17 protein-coding genes and 4 pseudogenes are annotated in these 26,775 nt (G+C 68.1%); 9 read left to right on the forward strand and 12 right to left on the reverse strand.

The window, feature by feature from the left end; all coding sequences use genetic code 11:
* Window positions 1-73 precede the first annotated feature (73 nt).
* The gene (locus C4U44_RS41250; RefSeq protein ID WP_146088376.1) at window positions 74-565 is read left to right on the forward strand and encodes a hypothetical protein; all 492 of its coding nucleotides are present in this window, start codon (window positions 74-76) and stop codon (window positions 563-565) included.
* Window positions 566-722: 157 nt separating this feature from the next.
* On the opposite strand, the gene C4U44_RS43690 is transcribed toward C4U44_RS41250, so the two are convergent.
* From C4U44_RS43690 to C4U44_RS29310, 3 genes are all read right to left on the reverse strand, one after another.
* A complete protein-coding gene (locus C4U44_RS43690) occupies window positions 723-1,196 on the reverse strand; it encodes an AMP-binding protein (protein WP_407642904.1) in 474 nt (157 codons plus the stop codon).
* Between the two features lie 96 nt (window positions 1,197-1,292).
* Entirely contained in the window at window positions 1,293-1,691 is a 399-nt protein-coding gene (locus C4U44_RS29305) for a hypothetical protein (RefSeq protein ID WP_103889063.1), read from the reverse strand.
* The gene (locus tag C4U44_RS29310; protein WP_103889064.1) at window positions 1,688-2,536 is read right to left on the reverse strand and encodes an IS5 family transposase; all 849 of its coding nucleotides are present in this window, start codon (window positions 2,534-2,536) and stop codon (window positions 1,688-1,690) included. Before C4U44_RS29310 ends, C4U44_RS29305 begins: the two co-directional genes overlap by 4 nt.
* A 496-nt stretch (window positions 2,537-3,032) precedes the next feature.
* Here C4U44_RS29310 and C4U44_RS29315 point away from each other — a divergent pair, with 496 nt between their 5' ends.
* Both C4U44_RS29315 and C4U44_RS29320 read left to right on the forward strand, forming a co-directional pair.
* Window positions 3,033-4,409, forward strand: a complete 1,377-nt coding sequence (locus C4U44_RS29315; RefSeq protein WP_103889065.1) for an IS1380 family transposase — start codon at window positions 3,033-3,035, stop codon at window positions 4,407-4,409.
* A 333-nt stretch (window positions 4,410-4,742) separates the two neighbouring features.
* Window positions 4,743-5,288: a hypothetical protein gene (locus C4U44_RS29320; protein ID WP_103889066.1), complete on the forward strand. Its 546-nt coding sequence runs from the start codon at window positions 4,743-4,745 to the stop codon at window positions 5,286-5,288.
* A gap of 4 nt (window positions 5,289-5,292) precedes the next feature.
* On the opposite strand, the gene C4U44_RS43785 is transcribed toward C4U44_RS29320, so the two are convergent.
* A protein-coding gene (locus C4U44_RS43785; RefSeq protein ID WP_456053128.1) for an IS630 family transposase occupies window positions 5,293-6,377 on the reverse strand; the annotation gives its coding sequence in 2 pieces (ribosomal slippage) (window positions 5,293-5,882 and window positions 5,882-6,377; 1,086 coding nt in all).
* Window positions 6,378-6,524: 147 nt separating this feature from the next.
* Here C4U44_RS43785 and C4U44_RS29335 point away from each other — a divergent pair.
* Window positions 6,525-7,232, forward strand: coding sequence for a hypothetical protein (locus C4U44_RS29335; RefSeq protein ID WP_235032438.1), 708 nt, complete (start codon window positions 6,525-6,527; stop codon window positions 7,230-7,232).
* A gap of 14 nt (window positions 7,233-7,246) precedes the next feature.
* On the opposite strand, the pseudogene C4U44_RS29340 reads toward C4U44_RS29335, so the two are convergent.
* Window positions 7,247-7,438, reverse strand: a pseudogene (locus C4U44_RS29340) (transposase); the annotation flags it as partial.
* Window positions 7,439-7,491: 53 nt separating this feature from the next.
* Between C4U44_RS29340 and C4U44_RS29345 the strand changes: the two are divergent.
* Window positions 7,492-7,989 carry a helix-turn-helix domain-containing protein gene (locus C4U44_RS29345; protein WP_160145139.1) on the forward strand — a complete coding sequence of 166 codons (498 nt, stop codon included), beginning with the start codon at window positions 7,492-7,494 and terminating at the stop codon, window positions 7,987-7,989.
* A gap of 5 nt (window positions 7,990-7,994) precedes the next feature.
* Window positions 7,995-8,426, forward strand: coding sequence for a transposase family protein (locus C4U44_RS29350; RefSeq protein WP_103889127.1), 432 nt, complete (start codon window positions 7,995-7,997; stop codon window positions 8,424-8,426).
* Window positions 8,427-8,547: 121 nt separating this feature from the next.
* On the opposite strand, the gene C4U44_RS29355 is transcribed toward C4U44_RS29350, so the two are convergent.
* Complete coding sequence (locus C4U44_RS29355) at window positions 8,548-10,932, reverse strand: serine protease (protein ID WP_103889071.1); 2,385 nt, start codon at window positions 10,930-10,932, stop codon at window positions 8,548-8,550.
* A gap of 142 nt (window positions 10,933-11,074) precedes the next feature.
* Here C4U44_RS29355 and C4U44_RS29360 point away from each other — a divergent pair.
* Window positions 11,075-12,648, forward strand: a pseudogene (locus tag C4U44_RS29360) (IS1182 family transposase).
* Between the two features lie 60 nt (window positions 12,649-12,708).
* Here the strand turns inward: C4U44_RS29360 and C4U44_RS29365 are convergent.
* The 4 genes and pseudogenes from C4U44_RS29365 to C4U44_RS43695 form a co-directional block, all read right to left on the reverse strand.
* On the reverse strand, window positions 12,709-13,389 hold the full coding sequence (locus C4U44_RS29365) for a hypothetical protein (RefSeq protein ID WP_103889072.1): 681 nt from the start codon (window positions 13,387-13,389) through the stop codon (window positions 12,709-12,711).
* A gap of 698 nt (window positions 13,390-14,087) precedes the next feature.
* Window positions 14,088-14,426, reverse strand: coding sequence for a hypothetical protein (locus C4U44_RS41255; RefSeq protein WP_146088379.1), 339 nt, complete (start codon window positions 14,424-14,426; stop codon window positions 14,088-14,090).
* Window positions 14,427-14,689: 263 nt separating this feature from the next.
* Window positions 14,690-15,265, reverse strand: a complete 576-nt coding sequence (locus C4U44_RS42840; protein ID WP_235032440.1) for a hypothetical protein — start codon at window positions 15,263-15,265, stop codon at window positions 14,690-14,692.
* Window positions 15,266-15,280: 15 nt separating this feature from the next.
* Window positions 15,281-15,796, reverse strand: a pseudogene (locus tag C4U44_RS43695) (RHS repeat-associated core domain-containing protein); the annotation flags it as partial.
* Window positions 15,797-16,033: 237 nt separating this feature from the next.
* Between C4U44_RS43695 and C4U44_RS43315 the strand changes: the two are divergent.
* Together C4U44_RS43315 and C4U44_RS29375 are read left to right on the forward strand one after the other, a co-directional pair.
* Entirely contained in the window at window positions 16,034-16,165 is a 132-nt protein-coding gene (locus C4U44_RS43315) for a hypothetical protein (protein WP_265737350.1), read from the forward strand.
* A 54-nt stretch (window positions 16,166-16,219) separates the two neighbouring features.
* Window positions 16,220-16,366: pseudogene (locus C4U44_RS29375) on the forward strand (integrase core domain-containing protein); the annotation flags it as partial.
* Window positions 16,367-16,550: 184 nt separating this feature from the next.
* Here C4U44_RS29375 and C4U44_RS29380 read toward each other — a convergent pair.
* Together C4U44_RS29380 and C4U44_RS29385 are read right to left on the reverse strand one after the other, a co-directional pair.
* The gene (locus tag C4U44_RS29380) at window positions 16,551-20,012 is read right to left on the reverse strand and encodes a Tc toxin subunit A-related protein (RefSeq protein WP_103889073.1); all 3,462 of its coding nucleotides are present in this window, start codon (window positions 20,010-20,012) and stop codon (window positions 16,551-16,553) included.
* Entirely contained in the window at window positions 20,009-26,767 is a 6,759-nt protein-coding gene (locus C4U44_RS29385; RefSeq protein WP_103889074.1) for a neuraminidase-like domain-containing protein, read from the reverse strand. Before C4U44_RS29385 ends, C4U44_RS29380 begins: the two co-directional genes overlap by 4 nt.
* Window positions 26,768-26,775 lie beyond the last annotated feature (8 nt).

A 26,775-nucleotide genomic window follows, 5' to 3' on the forward strand; every position in this document is an offset into this window, starting at 1 on the left:
CCCGCGACCGCACTTGGGGGATGAACGCCACTTGACGAGAACAACCGTGGCGGCGGTAGTTGTCTCTGTCCTCATGGCAGGTCTGACTGCTGCCTGTGATGGGCACAAGAACAGCGAGGGCCGCGTGGGCGATCACTACACTGTGCTCGCGACGTACGTCACCGGCGGCGTGCACTGGCAGCTGGACGCATTCAGGGATGCCAACGGCAGTTTCTGCATGGGAATCAACGGCCCTAAAGGCCCCGACGCCACCGCGAACATCCCGTGGGTGAACGCCGCATGTGGCTTCGATGATTCGGACTCCGGCGGATACTATGGAGGCGGAGACGCACCAGGGAAAAATGCCTTCGTTTCCTACGGGCCCCTTCCCGGCAAGGCGGTGGGTGTGCGGGTATCCACCAAAGAAGTCGTGCCGACCAAACCGCTCCCCAAAGGGCACGACCTGCCCGACGGCCGGTACTGGATCTTTTACCAGCCGGCGTCTTGGCCTGGGAAAGGAGCCAAGGCGGTGGAACCCCAGCCCCTGGACGCCTCAGGGCGAAAGGTTGCATTCAAGAAATTCTGAACGACGAGGTGGACCAGGAGGAGTTCATGCCGCAGGTAGTGGGCTTGATCACTCATGGAGGCCGAAGGGCCCTCCTGCCAGCGCGGGAGGCCCGGAGTGCCTGGTCGGATACCCCCTCACGAACCGAGCCCGTTCCTGCGTACGCGGTTGGGCACGTTCATGTGCACGCCGACACGAGAATCGGATTATCCCGAGGTCGCCGGGCGTACGGGGGCAGCGCCAGGCCGGCCAGACGTTCGGGGCCCGCGCCCTGGTCGATGAGCATCCGGGCAAGGCGGTTTGCCTGTTCGTTCACCTCCGCGTACGAGAGCTGTGGACTCTCGGAGATGATCGCGGTGCTTCGAGGGAACTTCCTCGCGGTCTGTTCCCATAGTTCCGCAAGCGTCTGCGACGTCAACTGGCCACCCTGGCGGTCGCCCGCATTCTCGAAACGGTGAGCGAGACAGTCGCACGACCGGGTGCGCGAGCTGGATCCGGCCGACGCGAAGGCGTACAACTGCGCCAACAGGACTCCCTGGTGGGCTCGTTGGTCTCGACAACCTTGAGATGCACCGGAGGCCCTGCCCTCAGACGCGCGCCACCTCCGGAGATCACCCGACCGGGAAGACAAACTCGAACCCACGCTCACCACGATCTATAGAGCAACGGGCTCTTAGTGGGCGGTTCGTGAGGTGATGTCCGTTTCTTGCTGAGGTGGGGGCAGGGACGCTGGTGGAGGTTGTGCCAGCTATTGCTTCCTGGCGAAGTTGCCGGTGTCGGCCTCGGTGAGGATCCCGAGTTTGACCAGGCGTTTCAGCTTGGCGCGGGTGCCTTCGACGTACTTCGGCAGGAGTTCGTGGCCGAGGGCTTCGCAGACGTCTTTGGCTCGTAGTGGCTCGGCCGTGCGGTTGAAGTCGGCGAGGATGCGTGGGTAGTCGGGGTGGTCGGGCAACTCCGGCGGGGATGGGGGGAGCCGGTCGGCGAGGCCGGTGACCGTCTTGCGGGTGATCGTGAGGTGGTCCAGATGCGTCTGGGCCTCCCGCAGCCGGGTCTGCAGGTCTTCGATCTGTGCGCGCAGGTCGTCGGCCAGTGCCTGGGCGGCATCTTCCTGGAGGTCCAGGGCTTCGAGCAGGGGCTGGATGTTCACGCTGCTGCCTCCTGCGCCGTGCGCCAGGTGGGGGCGTTCGCGCCGGTGAGGCGTCGGGCCATCACGTGGGTCATCGCCCAGTAGACGCGGGAGGCGGAAGAGGAGGGTCGGTGCTCGTAGTCACGGACCAGGCGCCGGTGCAATATCAGGATCCCGTAGGTCTGCTCGACCCTCCACCGCTTCGGCTGGGGCACGAACCCCTTGTCCTGCGGGTTGCGTGCGACGATCTCGACGTCAATGCCCAGGCCGGCGCCGTGCTCGACGACCTTGTTCTTGAAGCCCTGGTCCATGACGGCTTTGCGGACGCTGTGGCCGGTGTGCTCGACAGCCCGGTCCAGCAGGATGTTGCCCGCGGCGTTGTCGTGAGTGTTCGCAGCGAGGACGGCGACCGCGATGACCAGGCCGAGGACGTCCACGGCCAGGCCGCGTTTGCGGCCGGATACTCGCTTGGCCGGGTCGTGCCCGGTCGTGGAGGCGGGGACTCCGGCAGCGACATGGAGACTCTGGGTGTCCAGGACCACCAGGGTCGGGTCCTCTAATCGGCGGGCGCGTTCGCGGACCTGGCAGCGCAGGAGTTCATGGATGACCTGGTCGGTCCGGTCGTCCCGCCAGGCGGCGAAGTAGTAGTACGTCGCGCTCTTGGGCGGCAGGTCGTGCGGGATGTAGGCCCACTGGCAGCCGGTCCGCCCCTGGTAGAGGATCGCGTTCACGATCTCCCGCATCTCGTAGGCCCCCTGATAACCGCTGACCGAGCGGTGCCGGTCCTTCCACGCGGTGATCACCGGCTCGATCAACGACCACTGCTCGTCCGATAAGTCACTCGGGTATGACTTGCGTTCACTCACCCCGTCACATCACCAGATCAACAACCGCAGACAGTCGGACTCCGCCCTACTTCCACACCATCAGGCGACAGCAGACCCACTCAAAGACTCACGAACCGCCCACTTAGCCTCGGGCTTTCACCGGTTGAGTTGCGCAACGGTTGAATCTCATCGTCCGAAGTGCCGCTGACGTGCAAGGTTGGGATTCGTGGAGGGTCCCGCCCGTCGCGGGGGTTCGAGCACTTCGCAGGTGAAGCGGGACTCTGCAACGGGCTGCTCAGGACGAGATACGCTCGCGGTGATGAGGTCGCCCGCACGGTAAAGAACGGGACCCGGGGTGCGGACAGGGTCGTTTGCCTCATCACCCTCGGACAGATCGAGTGCGTCGGCTGGACTGCCGAGAGTCACGCGAGTTGACTGTCCAGCAGGTGATCAGCTCAACGAAAAGTGCCTCTGACCAGCAAGAATGAGGATTGTCGAGGTCCTTGTTCCTGCCACCGCCGGAGGCACTTCCCAGGTGAAGAAGAATACCGGGTTCTACCCACACGTCCGTGTGGGCGACGGTGGCCGTTCAGTGGTCTCGCAGGCTGGAGCGGTTCTACTGGTCGAGACGGTCCGAAAGTCCGGTCTGGGCCGGGCGATATCGACGGCGTTGCGGCCTTGGCGCAAGCCGCGGGCCGTGCACGATCCAGGGAAGATCCTGCTGGACCTGGCTGTGGCGGTGACACTGGGCGGGGACTGCCTGTCGGACATCGGCCTACTTCGGGCCGAGCCCGGCCTTTTCGGGCCGGTGGCCTCCGATCCGACCGTCTCACGGCTGGTCGAGACCCTGGCCGGGGCCGGTCCCCGCGCGCTGACCGCGATCCGCCGGGCCAGGGCCGAAGTCCGCGAGCGCGTCTGGACACTGGCCGGCGCCGACGCCCCCGACGCGGACGGGCAGGTGATCGTGGACATCGACGGGGTGCTGGTCCTCGCGCACTCCGACAAACAGGACGCGACCGCGACATGGAAGAAGACCTTCGGGCACCATCCGCTGGTCGCGTTCGTCGACCACGGCCCGGCCGGTTCCGGAGAGCCGGTGGCAGCACTGCTGCGGCCCGGGAATGCGGGAAGCAACACCGCCGCCGACCACATCACCACCACGAAACTCGCCCTGGCCCAACTACCCAAACAGCACCGGCGGGGAGTCTCGACACTGATTCGCACCGACTCCGCAGGCGGCACCCACGAGTTCCTCAACTGGCTCACCACACGTGGCCGGTGGCTGTCCTACTCGGTCGGGATGACCATCACCGACGCCGTCCACCACGCCGTGCTGCAGATCCCGGGCCCGGCATGGACCCCGGCAGTCGAACCCGACGGAAAGATCCGGGACGGCGCCTGGGTCGCCGAACTCGCCGGCGACGTCCTGAAGGCCTGGCCGGCGGGGATGCGGCTGATCGTGAGGAAGGAACGGCCGCACCCAGGCGCCCAGTTGCGGTTCACCGACGCCGAAGGCATGCGCCTGACGTGCTTCGCCACTAACACCACCGACACCGCGATCTCGACGCTGGAACTGCGACACCGCCAACGCGCCCGGGCCGAGGACCGCATCCGCGCCGCCCGGCACACCGGCCTGCGCAACCTCCCCCTGCACCACACCGCCAGCAACCAGCTCTGGCTGGAGATCGTCCAGCTCGCCCTGGACATCCTCGCCTGGATGCCCATGCTCGCCCTGACCGGTCAAGCCCGCCGCTGGGAACCCAAAAAGCTCCGACTCAGGCTGTTCTCCGCCGCCGCCCACCTGGTCACCACCGGCCGCCGACGCATCCTCCGCCTTGCCCGCCACTGGCCCTGGACCACCACGATCACCAGCGCCTTCACCCGGCTGCAAGCCCTACCGAACCCCGGCTGACCAGCAACATCAACCCACCCCGACAAGTACCCGAATGCCTCCGGAACCGTGGAACCCGGCGCCCACCCGACACGACAGCCGGGCCACCGACCTGCCCACCCTCACACCAACCCCAGTCCCGGCACGCAAAAAGCCCCCGCCGGCATCCAACGAGGGCTCATGCAAGATCGAGGTTAGAACTACTACTGAGGTTGTAGCTGTGGTGTCGTCGCGATGAGACCGATGCCCGGCGTGAGTGACCTCCTTGGCTCGGAGGGGCTCGGACGTCCGGCAGGTCCACAGGGTGGTGGTAGTAGTACCGGGAATCCGAAGCAGTATAGAGAGGAGACCGGGATGGCTGACTCCCGGGATACGGCTGAAGGTCCCACGTCGAAGGCGTTGGCCTGTGCAACGGCGATTCGAGCCGGAGGTGCGCTGTACATCCTGGCCGAAGCGACCGGACTGGAGGAGGCCTATTACGGTGCGGACGCGGGGATCCAGGCCGGGATGATCGCGCTTACACGGCAACGTGAAGTCAAGCACGACATCATTTGCTCTGCCATCGACGACTGCTCGTCACTGAGCACACGGTATCCAGAGACCACGGCTGCCGCAGCCTTCTTCGGCGCCGGCATCTTGGTGATCCGGATGGTCCTTGTACTGATCGGCGAGGATCGCTCCGACGTTTCTTTGCAGCGGATCAACGACAAGGCCCGAGAGGCCGCACGCCTTTGGCCGACCGCCATTGACGCGGGAGCCCAGAGTTCGCTGGTCGAGTTCGAGGCCGCGTGCCAGAACACAGCAGTTGAAGTGCTCGGCCACGGTGGAGCGAGGGCCCTACGCGAGGAGGCCGGCAAGCACGCCCTCGTCTATCGCCGTGCAGCGCAGGCACTTCGCTGAGGCGCTACTGAGGATTTAGCTCTGATGGGTTCGGCGTGAGGCCGGTGCCGGTGAGGCATCCGTCGATGAGGTCGCTGCGGTATTGGACTTCGCGCAGGCCTCGGCGGAGGGTGCGCATGAGGTGTTCGGGGTCGGTGAAGTGTGTGTTGGCCTGGCAGCGGCGGCGGAGCAGGGACCAGATGCCTTCGACGGGGTTGAGTTGGGGTGCGTAGGGCGGCAGGTAGTAGATGGTGAGCCAGTCGTGGGCGTCGGCGAAGGCCCGCATGCGGGCGTCGCGGTGGACGTTCAGGTTGTCCCAGGCCAGGACGATAGGCCGGCCAAGCTGGCGGTGTGCGGTGATGAGCAGGTCGCGGTAGTCAGTCCAGGCGAAGCTACGGCGCCCGCCGACCTTGTGGTCGCGATGGATGATCGGCCGGTATATCAGGCGGGAGCGTTCGCCGGGTCTGTAGCAGGTCAGGGCGGCGATGGAGATCCGACGCTGGGAGCGTCCACGGACCCGGACGACGGGGGTAGTCCCGCGGCGGGACCATGTGCGTGAGGTGGGCGGCGTCATCGAGAAGCCCGCCTCGTCTTCGAAGACGAGGTAGGCGCCGAGCGCCGCCGCCGTAGTTCCACGAACGGCCACGTCTCCTTCACCCAGCCGGCCACGGCCGCATCGTCGCGCTCGGTGGCCCGTCGGGCGGGCACCCGGTGGCTCCAGCCGTGACGGCGCAGCATCTGGCTGATGCCCGACAGCGTCATTTTCTTGTGGAACCGGCGCCCGATGAGGGTCTTGATCCGCGACAGGGTCCAGGTCTGATCCGGCCAGCCGTGCGCTACCGGGCCCTTGTCAAGCTCTTTCTCCAGTACGGCGAACAGTGCGTCGCTCAGCTTGGGCAGCGATGCCGGGCCCGTCGAACGCACCCCGTCCACGCCGGCATCCTGCCAGGCGCGCCGCCACCGTTGCACCGAGCGGACACTGACCCGTAACTCCCTGGCGACCTCGACGCAGGAGGTCCCCGCGGCGAACCGCTCGACGGCCTCCAGGCGGATCCGCTCGCGAAATGCCTGCCGTTCAGGCGTCAACCCACCACCTTGCGGATACCTCATACAACCGGCATACCGCGACGATCACACCCGGTCAGCCCCAAACGACATCCCAGCTGCAAAGTCAGTAACGGAATGACTCATTGAGGCATCGTCGGGCCCTGGGGCAGTATGGGGCAGTGGGTAGCAGACAGGTGCGAGGATGCTGTCGTGTTGGATGCGATCAACGCGGTGGACTGGGGTGCCATACCGGGCCATCCGGACTGGTATGAACCAGCTCGTGCCGAGCGCGGTCTGCGCGCGCTGGCGGATGCGGCGAACCTGGTGGAGGCGGCTGAGGCCAGCTCGCTGCTCGGCGGCGGCGGAATCGTCCATGGCCACAGTGCCGCAGTGTTTCCGGCGGCCGCGGTCGCGACCCCTCTGCTCCTGGACATCGCGCAGCAGGGTCACCCGGCGGCACGGGACGCCGCGTTGGGGCTGGTCGATGAGGCCCTGTCGTCCTATCCCCACGGCGAGTACACGCGGGTGACGACGTCCTTCGGCGCAGCAGTCCCGATCTGCTGCGCTATCGCCCACCAGTTGCGAACTCGCTCAGCTTTCCTTGTTGGACTGGGCAAGCGGGGCGGGGCACTGCTTGCAGATGCGGCCAAGCACTGGCGTTTCGAGATCCGAGAGTGCGTCGCCGACAGCAATGACACGGCAGCTTTCGGGACTCTGGTCGGCTGTTTCCCGAGCGGCGTGCACGCAGCGGAACTACACGTCGGGGGCGAGATCGCCGTGCTGGACGAGGTTGCCCTCGAATATCCACCCGTGGACGGCTCTGTTGAAGCGTGCCTGCGTGTGACGGGATGGCGTCCAGTTGAACTGCCGCCCGGCGCCGTGCTGTTCGCAGCAGAGTGCAGCGAACGCGTGCACTGACCAGCCTCTACAGTTCACGGTCCATGCGGTACAGGGGCCGTCTGCCCTCGTGGGGTGAGACGCCTCCAGAAGATGAGTGCGCATCCCAACGTGAGGAATGCTTCGTGGATGTCGTCGCGTATCTCCCAGCGAATCCGTAGGCGGCGGAACCAGTGCAGGTGAGCGAAGGCGCGTTCCACGACCCAGCGTTGGGTGCCTAACGAGCTCGTGCATGGTTGGCGGTGGCGCGTCGAGACCTTGATCCTTGATCATGGTTTGCGTGGTGGGGAACCGGGTTCGTGCAGCGATTATCCGTAGTCAGCGGATCACCGGGCTGACGCCCGACGTGATCGCTGAACTCGTTGCGGAGATTGGCCCGTTGTGGCACGAGCGCCACCAAGCGGCACTCGCCGCGCGCCCTCGGCGCAGGGCCATGGGTGCTGGAGCCAAACACAAACTGGTCTTCGTGGACCGGCTGTTGGCCACCCTCGTCCATCTCCGACACGGCGCCACCCATGACGTGCTGGCCTGCTGGTTTGGTGTCGACCGCTCCACCATCACGCGTGCAATCAGTGAAGTACGGCCCCTGCTGGCCGAACGGGGCTGCACCATCGCCCCTGGCCAGCAGTTGCGTACTCTCGCTGAGGTCATCGACTACCTCGGCGCCGAGGGACGCACGGGGATCATCGACGGGACCGAGGTCCGAGTGCGCCGCCCAGCCGCCGGACGCAAGGACCGGGAGAGTTCATCTCCGGGAAGAGCAAGCAGAACGCCGTGAAATCCATGGTTGTCACGGACGCCGACGGGCGGCTGCTGTTCTGCAGCCCGGCCGAGCCGGCCAGCTGCGCGGACATCACCCACGCCCGGAAGTTGGGCCTGGTCAACCTCTTGGCTGACGGCCCAGCCGTGGAGATCCTGGCCGACGCCGGATACCAGGGTCTGGGCGCCCAGACCGGAGGCCGTGTGGTGACGCCACCGCACCGCAAGTTCAAGAAGAACCCACCCGAGTGGTACGAGGAGATCCACCAGCGCCGGCGCAAGGCCCACTCCTCACGACGCATCCGGGTCGAGCACGGCATCGGCCATATGAAGAACTGGAGATCCCTCGCCCGTCACCACGGCCGACGCGAGCACATGAGCGACATCCTCCAAGCCGTCGCAGGCCTCCTCTCCCACCAACAGACCGCCACGGCGGCAAGCGGTACACAATGGTGAACACGACCGTCGGCCCGAGGCTCTCGACGCGCCACCGCCAACCATGCACGAGCTCGTTAGGCGCGGTGTTTCATGACACTGGTGCCGTGTCACGGCACCAGTTCAGGTACTTCAAGGTGCATCAGGTGACCCCACCGGACGGTGGAGGCTGGCTAGTGTCAAGTTCGGCTGACGTGAGAGCTTGCGGATCGCCGGTGGCGGAGGGATCGTGCGGCGGGATCCCTGCCCGGGCTCTGGTGACATCGGCTTCCGCGCGCATCATCTCGGCTCTTGCTCGGATTAGATCCGCCTCGACCTGCCCCCGGGCCTGCACGTACTTGGCGTAAGCGGTCAGAGTGACACCGATCAAGGTGCCGATGGCAGTCGCCAGGGTGACGATTGCCGTGACCACCGCGGGCGTGTCGGAGGGCCCCAACTGTGCGTGCAGACGCAAGCTATCGAGCACTTCACGCACACTGATCGACGCTGCGGCCAGCAAGACGGCGAGCCACAAACCGACTGCTGCCAGAACCTGCCAGTGCGGCCGACTTTCCGAGTCCTTGCCCCGCCTCATCGGCATCGCCGCTCTTTTCATCAGTTCGGATACTGCGTGTACTGCCCTACCTGCGCGCCATCGGGAGCGGCGGCGACTCAGCAGGATGTAGTCGCGCTCGTCGGCTGAGATGTCCTCGGGATGCTCGGCAAGTCTGCTCAAGGCCACTGCCAGGTCGGGTCCGCTCAGCAAACGAGCGGACCCGCGGTCTTGTGCCTTCCAGCGGAGGAAGTCGTCCCGCAACTCCGCCTGCCAAACGCGGAACTCTCGGTAGTCGGCGAGCCATTGCCCCAGGCGCGGCCACAGCTGGATCAGAGCCTCGTGCGGCAGGTCGACGATCTCCTCTCCGTCGGCACCATGGGAGCGAACGACGAGCCTGTGGGTGGCCAGCTCCCATGCCAGGTGGCGGAGTTCGGGGGCGAGGTCGGCGGCGCGAGCGGGCCTCAGGGAAAAGGTGTCACTGTCGCCAAACTGGACGAGCTGCGCGAACAGCCGTGGGGTACAGTCCCGTTGGGCCTGCGTGAGTCCTTCCAGTGTGCCATCCGCGTATGCCACGAACGCGCCCGCGACACCGCCCATGTCGGCGTAGGCGGAGTGGGTGAGCGTTGAGTGGGTGCGGCGCATCCACAACTCAGTCAGAGCGAACTGGACCATCGGCATTCGCCCGGGCCTTTCGCTCGCATCCGCGATGATCCGATCCGGCAGCCCCGGCTCGAACCACAGTCCCGGCACCGCGTCGACGGGCCCCGTCACCGCCCGCATCAGGTCACGGCCGCTCAGCGGTGCGAGGAAACAGACGGCCTCGCTGACCAGGTCCGAGTTGCTGGCAGTGACAAGCACATCGAGGATGTCGGGCCGCGCGGTGGCGACAACCCGCAGTGCGGCCGCGCCGTCCTTGCCTGCCAGAGCGGCGAGCATTCCGAACAGGTCACGCGCGGCCCAGGGGTCGTACTCCTCCAGTTGGTCGATGAAGACGACGTGTCCGGCGCTCCCTCCGAAGGCCAGGACCCGGGCCCGCAGTTCGGCTGCCAGATCGTGGCCGATCTCCAAGGGGAGCCCTGCCAGCATTTCGGCGACGCCAGGCCATTCAACCTCGCCGAGCTCAGGCTTCAGGAGCTCCGTCAACACCCGTCCGAGCACGGCGGCCGCCGGCATCCCGGGCAGAGGCCGCAGTTCGGACACGCTCATGCCCTCGGCCCGCAGACGCGGCAGCACCCCAGCCCGTACAAGGGAGGACTTTCCACACCCCGAGGGCCCCGCCACCACGGTCACCGGCCGCCGGTGCACGACGGCGTGCACGCGCGCAGTGTCGCTGTCGCGGCCGTGGAAGAACTTCACGTCCTCCTCCCTGAACGCCGAGAGCCCCTTGAAAGGGCAGCGCGGCTTCAGGATCACTTCATCGGCCACCAGCGCGTCCGACGGCAACATATACACGGTGCTCTCACTCAGGTTCGCGGCCACCATCATCCCGACGACGCCGCCCTGCGCGCCGTCCCAGACCGGGGCCCCGCTGAACCCCTCCAAGTTGCGCGGCCCCGGCTCCTGTGTCTCCCAGCCCAAGCCCTCCCCGTGCAGGGTGCCCCAGACCCAGAAGCCGTGGTCGGCCCAGGTCGGGTAGCCGAACGCCTTGAATGCGTTCTCCCGCACGGCGGTCCTGTCGACGAGCGGCACTGGCTGTGTGTCCAAGGGGCGCGTGTCCAGCCGCAGCAGTGCGGCATCTGCCCTGCCGAACCGCCAGGACACCACGGTCGCCCGTACCCGGGGGCGGCCGCCCAACAGGGGAAAGTCGAGGTCCACCTGCTGGCCCAAGGCCTTCTCGGCGGTAGCCGGCACCTCGAGCGCCCGGGCGACGACATGGGCGCAGGTGCAGACCACATCGGCGTCAACGAGAAATCCGGCGCCGACCGCCTCACCCGTGGACGAGTAGACCCGTACCTGCGACGCCTCCACGATGCTCGCCCACTCAGAGTCCATAGCCCCCCGTTCCTAGCACGTTGCTCAGAACACGACACGTCAGCATCCTCTTGCACAGCTGCATCCCGCACTAGAAGACCGATGAAGATGTTGTGTTCTGGTCCTGCTGCGTGAGTGGCAGGACCAGACTGGTTTTGTGGCGATGGGTGAGTGGGTCGGTGAGACGGTCGGGCCGGATGTTTGGGAGACGTGCCGTGGTCTGATCCCGGTCGGGAGTGTGTTCGCGTTCCTGGCTGAGCACCGTGGCGGGCTGTTCCCGGCCTCGATGTTCGCGGACATGTACCCGTCGGCGAACGGCCGGCCGAGTATGCCGCCGCAGATCCTGGCTGCCGCGATCACACTGCAGGCCCTGCACGGCCTGTCCGACTTTGAGACGGTCCAGGAACTGCGGTGCGACCTGCGGTGGAAGGCGGCGTGCGGGCTGGGCCTGCACGACATGGCCTTCGACCCTTCACTCCTGGCCTACTTCCGCCGCCGACTGGCTCGCTCAACTCGCCCCAGCCGGGTCTTCGACGCCGTCCGCGAGATCGTGAAAGCCACCGGCGCCCTGAAGGGCAAGCACCGCCGGGCACTGGACTCCACCGTCCTGGACGACGCCGTCGCCACCCAGGACACCGTCACCCAGATCATCGCCGCGATCCGCGCGGTCATCCGGGAAGTCCCCGGCGCCGACCAGGTCGCAGCCGTGCAGTGCACCGCCCACGACTACACCGACCCCGGCAAACCCCTCATCGCTTGGAACGACGAGCAGGCCCGCGGCGGCCTGGTCGACGCCCTGGTCGGCGACGCCCTGCGACTGCTGGGCCACCTGCCCGACCAGCAACTCGGCGATAAAGCCGCCAACGCGGTCGGCATCCTGGCGCTGGTCGCGGGACAGGACGTGGAGCCCGCCGAGGACTCCGACGGCCGCGACGGACGCTGGCGCATCACCCGGGACACCGCCCCCGACCGCGTGGTGTCCACCGTCGACCCCGAAGCGCGGCACGTGCACAAGACCCGCTCCCACCAGCAGGACGGATACAAAGCCCACCTGGCCATCGAACCGGAGACCGGGTTATACACCGCCGTCGCCCTGCGGCCCGGCGCCGGAGCCGAGCACCACGAGGCCGCCGTCGCCGTGGACCTGCTCGCCGACGAGACCGAGCCGGTGGACGCCTTCGGCGACACCGCCTACTCCACCGGCGACGCCCGCCAAGCCCTCCACGAGGCCGGGCACCGGATGTTCCTCAAGCCCGCCCCACTGCGGCCTGCCGTCCCCGGCGGCCTCACCCTCGACGACTTCGCGATCGACACCGCCACCGCCACCGTGACCTGCCCCGCCGGACACACCGTCGCCCTGTCTGACCCGGGCGGACAGCACGACCAGCGCAAAGCCTCCTTCACCAGCCTGTGCACCGGATGTCCCCTGCGCGAGCGGTGCACCAAGGCCAAAGCCGGACGGGTGCTGACCATCCGGCCGCACCACGACCTCCAAGCCGCCACCAAGCCGCCACCGACCCCGACTGGCAAGCCGCCTACCGACGCTGGCGACCACCAGTCGAACACGCCGTCGCCTGGCTCGTCCACCACGGCAACCGCAGACTCCGCTACCGCGGCACCATCACCAACAACATGTGGCTCCACACCCGCGCCGCCGCCCTCAACCTCCGCCGACTCATCAACCTCGGACTCACCCACACCGACGGCACCTGGCAACTCGCACCGGCCACCGCATAGCGAACAGGGGCTGCCCAACCTCCGGCCGGACAACCCCCCACCAAGATCTTCACGAGTCTTCTAGCTCAGGTGCAGGACTGCCAGCGCGGTCGTCCAGTCCGTGGCGATCGCGGTCTGCGCCTGGACAAGGGTGACGGTGTGCGCGCACACCGCGGTGTGCAGCTTGTTCTCGACCTTGTCCTTGTCGTTGTTCGGCCCGGAGCCGGCCTTGTGGTCGGGCGAGGGCGGCTCGATCCAGAGGTTTCGCGGGTCGTTGGGGTCGCCGCCGATCTCCAGGCTGATCTGGTGGTCGTACTCGGCATCACCCATGGCCCCGGTGTATCCGTAGGAGAGCGCGTTCGCCTTCTTCTCCTTGCCGGTCACGTACGACGACGGGCGGATCGTCGAGGTGTACCCCGACTTGCAGATCGTGGAGGCGAGGTTGGCCTGCGTCACCGCCGGGGAGACCGCGCCCGGCGTGCACGTCAGATCCGGCAGCGGCTGGCCGCCCTCGTACCGGTAGTGGCAGCTGCCCGCGGCCGGCTGCGCCTGCACCGTGTAGTGCGCCCGCGGCCCCGGCCCGACCGGCAACCGCCCGCCGGCCGCCGCCGGGGTCGTCGCGGTGGGCGTGGCGGCAGATGTCGTCGAGGCGGGCGGGGCCGGATGCGCGGTGCCACCCGCGGTCGTCGTCGCCTTGCACCCGGACAGCACAAGCACCCCCGCCACAGCAACAGCGCTCACAGCAACGGCCCGTACGGCCATCGAATCTCCCGGCGTCGGTAGAGCTGAAACGCCGTGAGACTACCCGCTACCAGCACACATCAGGCAACCGAGCGCGGTCCCGTATCCGCGCAGGGTGCCGACATCAGCGGTGGCGCCGGGGTCCGACGCTTCGGTCGGGGCCCGAAGCTGGCGACGTCCGCGGGGGTGAGGTCGGGTCGGTCGCGGACGATCGGCACGGGATGTCTCCACCGGCCGGCCGCGTCAAAGGAGACGTCGGCGGAGACCTCCACCACCAACTCCGGTACCACCAGGTCCACCTCGAGCGGCTCGGTGCTGCCCCAGGCGGCGGAGAAGCGGCGGCCCTGCCACGGATGTCCCTCGCCTGCGGGGTGATCAGCGGCCCGAGACGGGCCGCGACAGCGGCGGGCACCATGGTGGAGCGGCCGGCGTACCGCAGCCGGCCTGTGGTGTCGTAGCGGCCGAGCAGGACCGTCCGCGGCCGCGCCGGGCGGCCGGTCACTGCGGCGATGATGCCCTCCGCGGTGTGCCGCACCCGCCACTTCCTCCACCCCCGCGCCCCTCGCGCCCCGGGCCGGTACCGCGCCCGGGTGTCCTTCAGTACCAAGCCCTCGATGCCGAGCGGAACTTAGTCCCGCAGTCACTGCTCCGCTGTGGGGGACTGCACAAGGCAACGCAGTCAAGGAGGAGGTCAAGCGGAACCAGGCTGCCCTCGAACATCATGATTCCAGAGAGCGCCAACTCTCATCTTCATCATTCGGCACAGCAATCACACGGGACCGGTCAATTCCAGAGTCGGAAAGAAATTCCTCTAGCGCCCCTTCCCAGCTCATATCGCCCGGATCTCCACGCATTAGCGCATATCCCAAAACGGAGTTTTCGGGCATTTTGAATAGCTCGTAAACGGCTCCATTCGACAGGCCCACGATAGCCACCTCCTCCCCATCTTCGTCGAGGATAGGAATGCCCATATCCCCCAGCATGGCCCGAGTTACATCGATTTGAGCGACTACAAGAAACTGCTTGGGCCGCCAGGCGTCGAAGGTGAGAGGAATCATTATCGCCCACCTACTTTATCTTCGTTATCACGATTGGGATAGCCGCCCAATCGGTATTTCCGACCTCGAACGAACGGACTCCGGGCGTGCCAGCCTTCCACCAAGCGTATCCCTTCGGCGTCCTATTTTCCGGATTCGGCACTACGCTCGTGTAGAATTCAAAGCTCCCGGGTTTGGCGTAGTCCGGCATCGTTCCTCGATGCGCTTTCACCATAGCCTCACCAGGATGTCCCATGCTCTCCTGTCCCCACAATTCACAGGACTCAGGCCTGCGTGGTCTCCAAACTGTGAGTTTGGCTGATCAGGCGATGGAACGGACCGAGGAGATCGGTCCCGTCAGCAGCTACCTTAGCAGCTTCATCCGCACCATTGAACGCCTCTCCAAATCCCGGAATCGCCTCCGCCAATGCGATGGAGCATTGCTTTGCATCGGGATCTTGAACGCATTCCGCCAGGCTCATGAGGCCCGTCGGATCCAATGATGATATCGCAGATTGGGCTTTTTTCTGTCCCGGGGTCAAAGCATCGGCGCAGTTGCTTCCTGCGGCTACCGCGCCGCAGCCGTCCGCGCTCGGACCATAATGCGCTTCGTTTATTTGCTTTGACCAGTCGTAGGCGACCTTGGTCCGGGATTTCTTGGCCTGCTGCTTGTAGAAAGATCCGTCGTCAAGGCCTCTTATCCAGTAGAACATCGACCAGTCGATGTCGCTTTGGTAGGCGACTTGGTAATACTTAGCCGTCGGCCGACTGTGGCTGTCCGTGTAGCCCTGGTCGTGGTACCACGACCTCATGTTCTGCGCATTACCGAAGCCGTAGCCAAAGATATCGTCCTTGAGCATCTTCCCGCTGGGGTCGGACGAGTCGACGGGGCTGTTATCGGCGTAGGCGTAGCCGTTCCATTGCTGGGGGTCTGTGGTGCGGAGCGAGTCGGGGTTGAGGAAGCGGCCGAGACTGGGGTCGTATTCGCGGGCGCCGAGGTTGGTGAGGCCGGTGGTGGGGTCTGTGGTGCCGCCGACGTAGCCCTTGTCGGTGGGCCAGGTGGTGGGTGTGGGGGTGCGGGTGTCGCCGAAGGGGGTGTAGGCGCGGCGGGTGACGGTGAGGGTGTCGGCGGTGATGTCGGTGGTGGAGGTGCCTTGGGGGTCGGCGAGTTGGTAGTCGAGCTGGCTTCCGGTGGCGCTGGCTGTGGCTCTGCGGATGGTGGTGGGGGCGCCGGCTACGCCGTAGCTGCGGTTGTTGGCGGTGACGGACCCGTTGTTGTTGAGGGTGATTTCGTCGGTGCCGAGGTAGATGGTGGTGGTGCCGTCGTCGGTGCGGGCGGTGAGTGCCGTCGGCGTCGTAGTGGTAGCCGGTGGTGTGCGTGGGCGCTGCAGTGGGCCCGGTGGTGAGGCTGCTCAGGTCGCCTTGGGTGTCCCAGGTGAGGTTCTGGTCCTGTCGGTTTCGGGCTGGCCGGCTTTGGTGGTGGCGACGGTGGTGGGGTTGCCGTCGGCGTCGTAGGTGTATGTCTGGGTGGTGTCGCCTGGGTCTGGTGCAGGGTTGGGTGAAGGACTGTCAGCCAGCCACCGGAACTGGAACCCAGGCAGTAGGGCAGGTCAAGACGTCACACGATCGTGCACCAGACCCTCGGCCGATCCGCCCGCACCGCCGACCGGCGCCCGCAGGCGACCATCGCCTTGACCCGCGCCGCCGAAGCCGGCGACGAGCGCGCCAGTCAGCACCTGCGCGAACTCGACGAGGAGTAGAGGCCCCTACGCCCCGCCAGCGACATCGACGGCGGCCGACTCCACAGGCGCTAGACCTCGAAGGCACAGACTCGGCTCGAGCTGTTCCGCCGGCTGTCGTACTACAACCGGCGCCGCCGGCATTCCGCGCTCGGCTACCTCACACCAGCCGAGTTCGAACAGCAACTGACCGCGACACGCACGCTGTCACCCGTCGCATGAAACCCGGTGTCCACTCCCGAGGATCAACCTCACAGTCGCCCTTGACCCGCTGGTCCTTCCGCGGCACCGACGCGAACACATCAGCGACGTATTCGCCAGACTCTCTCGGAAGCGGTTCACTTCATGTGTGTCCACACACCCACCATGCTCTTGATCAAAACCGACAGGAAGACCTAACGGAGTCCTACTCAGGGGTCGGCATGGTGCAGCCCCAGCGGACGGCGACGTACAGGTCCTTGATCGTGCGGTGGTCGAGTTTCAAGATGAACTCGTCGCCGTCCAGGGGAATGCGCACCTCAGGGAAGTCGCGGGAGCGCAAAGCGCCGACGGGGGCTTCGAGCGAACCGGGGTTCCCCTGGCCGGCGGGCGGGGTGACGGTGACGGCTTCTGAGCCGTAGACCGTGATGCCGCCGGTGTCCAGCACTCCCCGGGTGGTCCAGAAGGGGAAGTGCGCCGGGCCCACCAGCAGCTTGAGCGGGGTCCCCGGAGTGGCGTCGGTCTGCGGGGTGTTCTTGAACGCGGCCCACGCGGAGGGGAATTCATGGCGCACCGAGAAGAGGCGTACGAAGGGGGCGACCCCGGCTCCGGCGGGAAGCTTGGCGAACTCGCGCAGGTGCTTCTCGGCCGCCTTGCGCAGCCGCTGGCCGCCCTCGCGGGCAGTGAAGCGCACGTGCAGGACCACGTCCGCGATGGTGTCGTAGTCGAACGGGCGGAACTGCGAGGGAAGTTCGAGGAGCCACGTGGAGACCGCCCCCGCCCCCTCGAACGGGAGCCGCCGGTCGTCGCGCAGGTTGGTGTCGAACATGCCACTGTCGTGCTGTCCGACACTGGTCACGATGGACTGCGTGCTGCCGTAGTCGTCGTTGAACCGGTCGTCGCCGTCGCCGTCGCGCGCGTACCGCGAGTCGCGCAGCGCGGGAGAGGTGCGCAGCGAGCTGTGCCGGAGCGTCAGCGTGGCCGGCACGCTGGTGTACGGGCCGGTCACGCACGGCAGGCTCACCGCGACGCTCTTGATCCGCCGAAAGTAGTGCCCGGGCGTGTCCATGTCGAACGCCTCCTCGGGTACAGCGATCGTGCACGAGCCGTTTTGCCGGAGCTCGACCAGCTGGGCCGGGTCCAGTTGCAGCAGGCTCACCGACTTGGAGAGCTCGTACTCGCGGCGGTTCAGCTCCAGGTGCGCGGCGTCCATGCGCTTGAGGTCCTGGAACAGCTTCTCGCCCGCGTGGAGCTGGTCGGGTCCGCTCTGGTAGTCGTAGCGCAGGAATGTGAGGCCCCGGTCCCCGAGTTCGGCCTGCAGGGCGCGTTCCGCCTTGCGCGCCGCCTCTAGGGCCATCTGGAAGCACTGCGTGTACAGGCCGCGCACCTCCCGCCGCAGGTGCACGTAGTAGTCGCGGTCGGTGTGCTTGCCGTCGACGTCGACGGGCCCGGCCTTGGTGCGCTGCCCCGTGAGGAACAATTCGACGTCGGCGGACAGTTCGACCGCGCGCAGGTGGTTCGTGTGCTCCCACTGCGCCGCGGCCTCGCGCAGTTGCGCGGCGCGGAGCTGCTTGAACGACTGGACGATTTCCCCGGCGGTGGTGGCACTGTGGAAGGCCCATTCCTGCTCGCGCCGCGCGAACCCGTCGATCTTGGCGGCGCGGGACGCCTGGTAACTCAGTTCGCCAGCCACCGTGCGTCCGGCGCTGGCCAGCGCCGACGCCCCGTGGTGCAGGTGGGTGCCGCCGTACGTGAACGAGGGGCCCAGCCCCCAGAAATGGGCGTGAACGGAGAAGTCGGGGATCACCGCCAGCGCCGAACCAACCGTGTCGGCGAGGCCCGCGGCGTTCTGCCAGTTCTGGGCCAGTCGCAGGTTGGTGAGCTCGTCGAACTCGCGGGACGAGATGTGCAGGCCGCCAGTTTCGCCGAGCCCGCCGGGGCTGATGTCCACCGGCACGTACCGCGGCGCCATCTCCGGTTCCTTGTGATCGGCGCGGCCGGCCGGGGCGTCGTTCTTTGCGGCGTTCTCCAGCAGCCCTTTGAGGTCTTCGCGTGACAGGGGGTCCAGCTTTGGCACCTGGGTGGAACCGATGGCAACGCCGAGTAGCCGCTCGTAGTAGGTGAAGCGCTGGCCCGCGGTGGTGATGGTACGTTCGACGGCCTCGCGGTTCTTGATCGCCTCCTGCCACTGGGCGTACTTCACGCTCGCGGCGAGGGTGAGGGTGTTGTGCTCGTGCCTTGCACGCAGCACCGCGAGGGCTTCGGCGTCTTCCTTCTCGATCAGCGAGAGCAGGTTCGCGCCAAGTGCCTTGACCTCCTGGCACAGCTCGGCCGCCTGCTGCGCGAGGACGCCGTAGCGCACCAGCGGAAGTGGCTGGTGGACGCCGCTGACCGCCGCGGCGATGTCGACGCCCGCCGCGGTCGCGCGCACCAGCAGCGCCGGGTCGATCGGCGGCTCGAAGAGCGGCAGTTGGCGGAATGTGCCCTGCAGGTTGAGGCTATTGCGGATCTTGAAGAGGCGGTCGGCGACGGTGTCCCAAAAGCCGAGCAGCGTGGGGTTGGGTGGCACGCAGAAGTACAGCGACGACCCCAGGCTGCGAAGCGGGCTGAGCGCCGCGCCGTCCGTGGCCTGCGGCAGCGGCGCGTCGGCGAACGGGATCTCCGTCTCCAAGGACACCAGCGCGCTGCCGAACTCGCGCAGGTGCTCGCGAAGCGAGCGGTACGTCTGCGGTGCACCGCCGCCGATCCGCGGCACCGCCTGCGGGCGGGGGCCGAGGAGGTTCGCGGCCAGGACGTACAGTTGCAGTGCCTCGTTGATGCTCTCGCCGGTGTCCTCGGCGAACAGCGCGTCGCCCCAGTCGACAAGGTTCTGGAGGTAGGCCATGACGGCTTTGAACATGTACGCCGTCGGCCGGTAGCGGGCCACCAGGTGCGGCCGGAAAGGGTTCTGGGCCCAGGCGTGGATGCTGTCGATGGTCTCCCGCCGCAGCCCTGGGTCGGCGCCGGTGACCAGATTGGTCAGCACCTGCTCGACGAGGCGCACCGGTTCGGTCTGGAACGGCTTGACCTGCCAGAAGCGCTGCGGCGCCGGGCCGAGGCGCCCGGTTGTCGGGTCGAAGATGTGGTGGAACCACCGCTGGGACTCCTCGTACCGCCGGTTGCGGCTGAGGTGGATGGCGATGGCCAGGGGCACGTGGTAGAAGAGTTCCCAGTTGTAGACGCTGTAGGCGCCCACCGATCCGAACTCCAACTCCGCGACTGGATGAAGCTTTTCGACGATCTCCGTTGGGGCGTACCCGTTCTCGTCGAAGAGTTCCTCGAACAGCACCGGACGCGGTCTGCCGTCCGGCAGCAGCGCGGGGACGCCCGGCGCATCCTCCTCGTATTCGGTGTCCGCGGCCTGGAGACCGGCCACCGACTTCTCGACGAGGCGGTCGACGAGCTCGGACACATACGGGTGGAAGTGCGTGCCGAAGCGGTACGACATGCTTCGTGTGGTGGTGGTCACCCAATGGCCGTCGTCGTCCCTGACCTCCGGACGGTCCGGCAGGGGCGTGCCCCCGCCGGGAGGAGGGGGCACGTCGATTCCGATGAGGGGGCCCCGGATCGCCGCCTCGGCACGGGCGTCGATCAGGCTGTGGAAGCCGCCGAGGCGGAGGTCGTCGTTCACTGGTTGCGCTCCTCGAGTCGCATCGCCCGGAGGGACCGTACGGCGACCGCCGGGTCGGGACCGTCTCCCGGATCGCCGACGGCCCCGTCGAACGCGAGGAATCCGGCGCCGCCCACCACCCGCAGCCCGGCCCCGGCGAAAGTGTCCGTGTCCGTGGGATGAAAGCGCACCCGTGCGCCGGCCAGAAATCCGGAGGCCACCGGGCGCCCGGCACCCACCGGGGCTTTTCTGCCATCGCCACCGACAACCCGGCTGGCCCCATCGGCCATGACCTTGCCAGCCGTCTCGGGCCGCGCCTGCAGCCGCCCGGACCCCGGACTCCCGGAACCTTCCGAGTCAATACCGACCGACGGCGGCATCATGACCTCGATGCCACCGCGCTCCCCTACAATCCGGTCGTCGTAGGAGAGGACGGTTACCGGGTTCACCAGCCAGTCCTGCCCGTGCTGTGCCGCAACGGTGGCGCGCGGGTCGATCCCCTCCCGCCAGTCCGGCCGCGGCCCGGGATCAGGCTGCTGCTCCTCCTTGGGCGGCGGGAGAAGGTCGCGCAGGAAGGGCCGGATCGGCGGCAGCATCCTGGGGTGTGGGTGTAGCGGTGGCTCCTCCTCCTCCGGGTGAACCGGGTCCCAGATCGCCCATCTGCGCCATTCCCGGACGCTCACCTCCGTCGCCGTGGGCTCCACATGGAAGGTGTTCATGTCATCTGAATAGAAGAACGGCAGCTCGGTTTCGCCGCCGCCGCCCCAGTACCCCTGTGGCATGGTCCGGAGGCTGTATGCGCGCGGTGGAGCGGCGAGAACGACCCTAGGCACCGTGGTGGTGGTGGACGTGGTCGTGTCCCCCTCCTCGACATCGATCTGCTCGGGGAACCTGGCCGTCAGGGGTTCTCTGTCAGCGACGCAGCGCGTTCCGTACCGCCTGTTCGAAACGGTGTCGTAGGGCGAAGAGATGGGGTATTCCAGCTCGACCAATCTTGGGGGCGCCTGACGGCTGCCAACGCGCAGGCCCCAAAATGCCACAGCGCCCGTCAGAACGATGTCGACTTCCTCGCCGTTGGCGAACGGCACGATCTGGATCTTCGCTGGGTCGACGCCATCCGATCCGCTGATCCGGTTGTCCGCCGCGAAGCCGCTACTCGCCACCTTCGTCCAGGTGCCGCGAACGTACTCGCTCCAATGCAGGTTCATCCGCAAATAGCGATTTCTCTGGGCACCACTTGCCAACTGCGACATGCGGGCCTGGGCGAGCGGCGGGTCGCCCGACCCCACCGGCAGGCTGGCCGTGGACGGGTCCCCCTCCAAAGTGAACGTCACCCAGAAGAGGTTCAGGCGCCCGCGCCACACGATCGCCGCCAAATGGTCATCCCCGGCCTGGATGTCCAGGGGAATGGGTTCCCATGGTGTCCACATGTGGTTTGCATAGCGCCGGACGAAGTACCTGTGCGGGGCGCTGTATGTGCGGCCGACGACGTGCAACACGCTGGTGCCAGCGCTCGGCGGACGCTTTTCCTCGGCCATCGCGACGATGTCGAGCCTTGCGATGTCCTGCAGGCCGTGCAGGTAGGCCACGAAAGCGTCCTCGACGGCGTCGTCGCCGAGGTCGCTCTGCAACAGCCCTCCTTCCAACTGCCGGAACAGATGGGTCTTGTCATCCCGGAACTCGGGCCAGAGGTAGTTCTCCGGCCACAGGAAGACCTTCCGGTTCGCCTCCCACACCCGGTAGCGCTTCATCCAGGCCCACACGTCCCCGTCGATCACCGACGGGTCGACGCGTTCTTCCAAGCCGAGCAGACAGCGCTGGACGAAGGTCTGCACGGACGAGATCGCGAGCCGCAACCGCGAGGTCTGGACGACCGGCTCAGTGCCCGGGTCGAGCAAGAAGTGCTCGAACAACGCCTCCGTGTGCGGGAATTCGCCGAGGTGTCCGACCCGGGCGACCAGCGCGTCGCGGCGCAGCCGGCGCAGCCGGTCGGAGATGGGCGCCGCGGCTCGCGGCCAGGTCTCTGGGCCGACGCGCGAGCGTGCAGCGTCGCGCAGGCCCCGGGCCGCATTCGCATCGGGCCCGGGTGCCGCCCAGGCCCTCGAGGCAGGGGCCGCGGCGCCGGACGGGGCGGTGCCGAGCAGCGCGCGGATCGGGGCACCGACGCACGCCGTGATCCGCACGGCGTCGACGAGCCGGGCGAGGTCCGCGGGCCGGCGCAGCGCGGGGATAAGGGTGGTCTGGACGTCGGCGTCGACGCTGCTCGCGGGCGTGGTCAGGTCGAGGTGCGCGGCCAGGGCAGCAACCGAGTCCGGCTCGGTCCCGGTCAGCCGGGCCAGGAGCGCGCAGAAGTCCTCGACCAGTTCCGCGGCCAGGGCGTCCCGTGCGCCATCGTCCAGGGGCCCGGTGGCGCGTTCCGCCGCGGCAAACAGCTCGGGCAGGCGGCCGGGCCCGGCCGCCACGTCGGTGCGCAGCCGGGTGTAGCGGATCAGCGCGAGGATACCGCTGTACGCCTGCCGCGGCGCCGCGGCCGCCTCCGGCGCCGTCGGGTCGACCAGGGCGAGGGGCAACGTGTCGGCGTCGAAGCCGCCGAAGTCCTCGGGATGGGCGGACGCGTACCGCAGTTCGTCGACGGACAGGCCCAGGGCGGTGGCCAGGAAGACGATTTTGCACAGTCGGGTGTGAGCCCGCGGCAGCCGGTCGGGCGCCTCGGTGTCGAGGTAGGCATCGAGCAGGCGCGTGCCGGGCGCATCGGGGGCGCTGATCAGCGCCGGTTCGGTCAGGAGTGCGGCGGCCGTGGCTGGTTCGATGCCGAAGGCGGTGGCGATCGCCCCGATCGCGAAGGCGGTGACGGCGCTGCGCTGCACGGCCGGTGCCAGGGTTGCCGCGAGCCGCTCGCGGGCGGCGGGGTCCAGGCGCGGCACCGGCGCGGCACCGCCCGGTCCCGTGTCCGGGAAGACGACGGGCAGGTCCGCGTCGGCGAGGAACAGCGCCTCGGGGTTCTGCGCCGCGGCGGGGACGAGGTGGTCGGCGCGGAAGGCGTCGCGTTCCGGGGCGTGGGGGGCCGCGTTCCAGAGCCGGAAGAAGGCCTCGACCGCGGACGGCGGCAGCAGCAGCGCGAGTTGCGCCGCGATGCGGTCGTCGGTGTAGGCGGCGGGGTATGCCGGTGCGGCGTTCTCCGCGCGCAGTTGCGGGACGGTCTTGGCGAAGGCCGCGCCGATCGTCTCGGCCGACGCCGGATCGGTGGGCGCGGTTGCGTGCGGCCCGTCGGGATCGACGTCGTGGAGCACCAGGTAGCGCATGTCGGCGACGTCGCATCCGCTGCCGTCCAGCAGTGCGGCGTCGTTCTGGAACCGCAGGGTGGCCAGCAGCGGTTTGTCGTCTTTGCCGGTGAAAGCGGTGAAGGGACTCGCGCCCGACACTGCCTTGAGGGCGATCAGGTCGCGTACCGGCATGGCCAGCGCCTCGGCAAGAACCGCGTAGCGGTGGAGCACGGACACGGCCCGGATCGTGAGGGGTGTCGCCTCGGCGAGCCCGGCGTCGGCCAGCACGGCGTGCATCTCGGCCGCAGACAGGCCCAGCGCACTCTGCAGTGCGGGAAGGTGTCCGCCGACCGTCTCGCCCGAGACGGTCAGGAAGGCACCGAGCGGGTGGTCGAACACCTCGTCCTGGCCGAGGACGTCGCGGGTGAGGAACAGCCGTGCGTACAGCGGGGCCACGCCAGTGGTGGGGACGTCGGTCCACAGCGTGACCAGGCGCTCCCGGTCGACCGTGCCGTCGGCCCGTTCCCGCAGGGTCTCCACATGCGACAGGCAGGTCAGCGCGAGGCGCCATGCGGCCGCCGACCGTGCGGGAGTGGCCTCGCCGGTCGGCTGGGGGAAGAACGCGCACAGCGCCCGGTCGGTCTCCGCGGTCGACCATTTGAGGCTTGTGCGCAGCCGGACGAACAGGTTGAGCCGCATCAAGTCGGCCGCGGCGACGGGCCGATCGGCGCGGTCGGCGTAGCGGAGGGTCACGGCGTCGAAGTCGGAGGCGGAGCCGGCCGACCACAGGAGCAGGATGCCGGTGAGGGTGTCGTCGACCGCCCAGGCCCGGACCTTGGCCCGGAGGTCGACTCCGGTCGCGGCGGACGCCTTGTCCAGTGCCGCGGCGGTGGCGCGCACGGCGAGGGCCACGTCGCGCTCGTCGGCGGTCACCGTCGCCAAGTCGCAGGTGAGCAGGACCTCGTGCGCGGCGAGGGTGACGATGTCCGCGACGTCGAGGCCGATCCGGCGCAGCAGTTCGACCGCAGGCAGACGGGGGTTGACGAATCCCGTGCGAATCAGGTCGACGAAGTCCTCGTAGTCGACCCCGAGTCGGCGGGCCAGGGATTTGGCGGTCGCGAGCCCCTTGCGCGCGCTCGCGTCGTCCAGGTGGCCGTAAAGCATGTACCACGCGGTGCGTTTGACGGGGTCGGTGTTGGTGTACAGCCCGGTCTCGGCGGGCGAGAGTCCGAGGTGTTCGACGGCCACTTCGAAGGCGCCATACCCAGTCCCGTCGGCCGGGGCGTCGTCGGGGACGCGCAGTGTGTCGAGGAGTCGCCAGAAGGAGACGCCCGCGGCCTCCAGGTGGGCGCGCACGGTTTCCGTCCACAGGTCGAACGGAAGCGGCCGCGGGTACACCGCGTCGGCCAGGTCTCCGTAGGCGGCTTCGATGACGAAGCGGGGCTCGGCGAGCAGTTCCTCGGTGGTCTCGGTCGTGGTGTTGCGGACGTCGTCGGGCCCGAGGCGGCCGCCGCCGGCGATCCAGAACTCGAGGACCTCGTTGACGATGTCGATGTAGGGCAGCGCGATATGGGTGTTCTCGCAGCTGAGTGCCAGGTTGGGAAGATCCGGGCGGCGCTGGGTCAGCACGTCGTACGGCGTGTCGGTGCCGCCCGGGTACGGCACGCCCGGGTGGGTGCTTTTGTAGCGCGCGAGGGTGGCGGCCCAGTTGTCTGTGTCGATGTCGAGGAAATCGAGCAGGTCGACGAGGTATGCCGCCGGGCTGAGTACCGACCGGCACTCCACGCAGGCACAGAAGTCCACCGAGCCGAAGAGTTTCTCCAGGGTGGGGACGGCTTCGGAGATGCCCTGCTTGGCCGTGTCCAGCGCGTCCGCGGCGAATTCACCGCGCGGCGCGGTGGCCAGGGTCGCCGGGGTGGCGTCTAGTTGGCGCACCCCGGTGATGAAGTTGAGGGTGACCGCGTGTACTTGCTGCGCCTTGCTGTACACCAGCCGGGCTTCCAGTTCCGACGGGAACGCGTCGGCGTGGCAGGCGAGGAACTCCTCTTGGGGGAGGGCTGCGATATCACGCGCCGAGGTGAAGCCCGCCTCGGTCACCGCGGCCAGAGCGGCGTCGGACGGGGTGATCTGGTGCAGTCGGACGAGCTTTCGCAGGCCGTCGAGGGTCGTCCGGTCGTCGTCCGGCAGTTGCCCGCTCACCTCGGGGTTGTCGCGGAGGAACGCGTGCACGGGCGTGACGCCGAGCATGAAGCCTTTGTCCGCGGCGGACCGCAGGAACGCGGCGACCGGTGCGGCAACGTCCCGTTCGCCGTGGCGCAGCGGCACGGCCCCGGACTCCAGCAGGCGGGTAGCCACCTCGGTCGGGTACGCGATCCGCAGGCGCCGCGCCGCCTCCTGTGCCAGCTGCGGGCGGGCGGCCTCGGGGACTCCGACGTCGGCGAGTCGCTCGGTCCAGTTCTCCGCAATATGCAGGTCGTGTTCGCTGACCAGGGTGCCGAGGTCGTCGGTGTCGCCCAGCGCGGCCTGGAGGCTGGCCACGAGGGGCGCGTTGTTGAGGGTCAGGGCTGCGAGCTTGCCCTGGGTCCGCAGTTTACGGATCGCCTGCTCCGAGACCCCGTTGGCCGCCGCCGCGTCCCACAGGCTCCCGCCGTCGCGGTCGAGCAGCGCCCGCTCGAATCCGGCGCGCTCGACGCCGGGCAGGTCCACGAGGTCCAGCAGTTCCGCGGGCGTCGAGACGGTGCCGGGGACCCGCGAGGTCATCCGCACCGAGCCGGCAAACGACGCGAACGCCGCGGCGGACGCCTCGAGTTCCCCGTCGTCGAAGGCGACGATCCCGGCGTCGCGGGCGCGCTTCAACGCCTCGGTGGCCTCGGCGGGCGGGCGCCGGGCGAGCAGGGCGGGCTCGGTGGGCAACCCGGCGCGGAACATCGCGTACAGGGTCTTGGCCGAGAGTCCGGCCGAGCCCCCGGTCCTGACCTGGGTGGCCTGCTTGGTCGAGCCTTCGGTACTGACCTGTGCGGCCTGCTGATTGGGCTCGGCCGCCACACGCTCGGCCTTGGCGACCAGTGCGAGCAGCCGGCTGTCCCAGCCGGTCGCCTGGTGCAGGACCCCGAGGTCCTGGCGGCCGCCCCGCTCCCGCGCCTTCGCCAGCTCCGTGACAGCCAGGTCCGCGCGCTCGGTCAAGGCGGCGACCAAGCGGTCGTACTCGGGTACGAGCGGCCTCAGATCCCGCGGGGCGACGAGGTTCACCGGTTCGCGCGTGCGTCCGTCCAGCGAGTCGGCAAGCCTGACAGTGGCCGCACCGTCGTCCGGAACGGCGTGCACCTCGTAGAGCCCGCCGGGTGCGAGGGCGTCCAGCGGGAACGCGTAGTCTCCGACGCCGTCGGTGGTGACGTCGGCCGCCTCCGTCAACACCCCGGCAAAGCCGCGCCGGAACAGCCGGAGGGCCAACCCGTCCGCGTGAACACCGTCCTGAAAGTAGATCCGCCCGCGGAGCGCCAGTGGTTCAGGCATGGCCCGCC

Source organism: Actinacidiphila yanglinensis (assembly GCF_900107965.1).
Lineage (GTDB): Bacteria > Actinomycetota > Actinomycetes > Streptomycetales > Streptomycetaceae > Actinacidiphila > Actinacidiphila yanglinensis.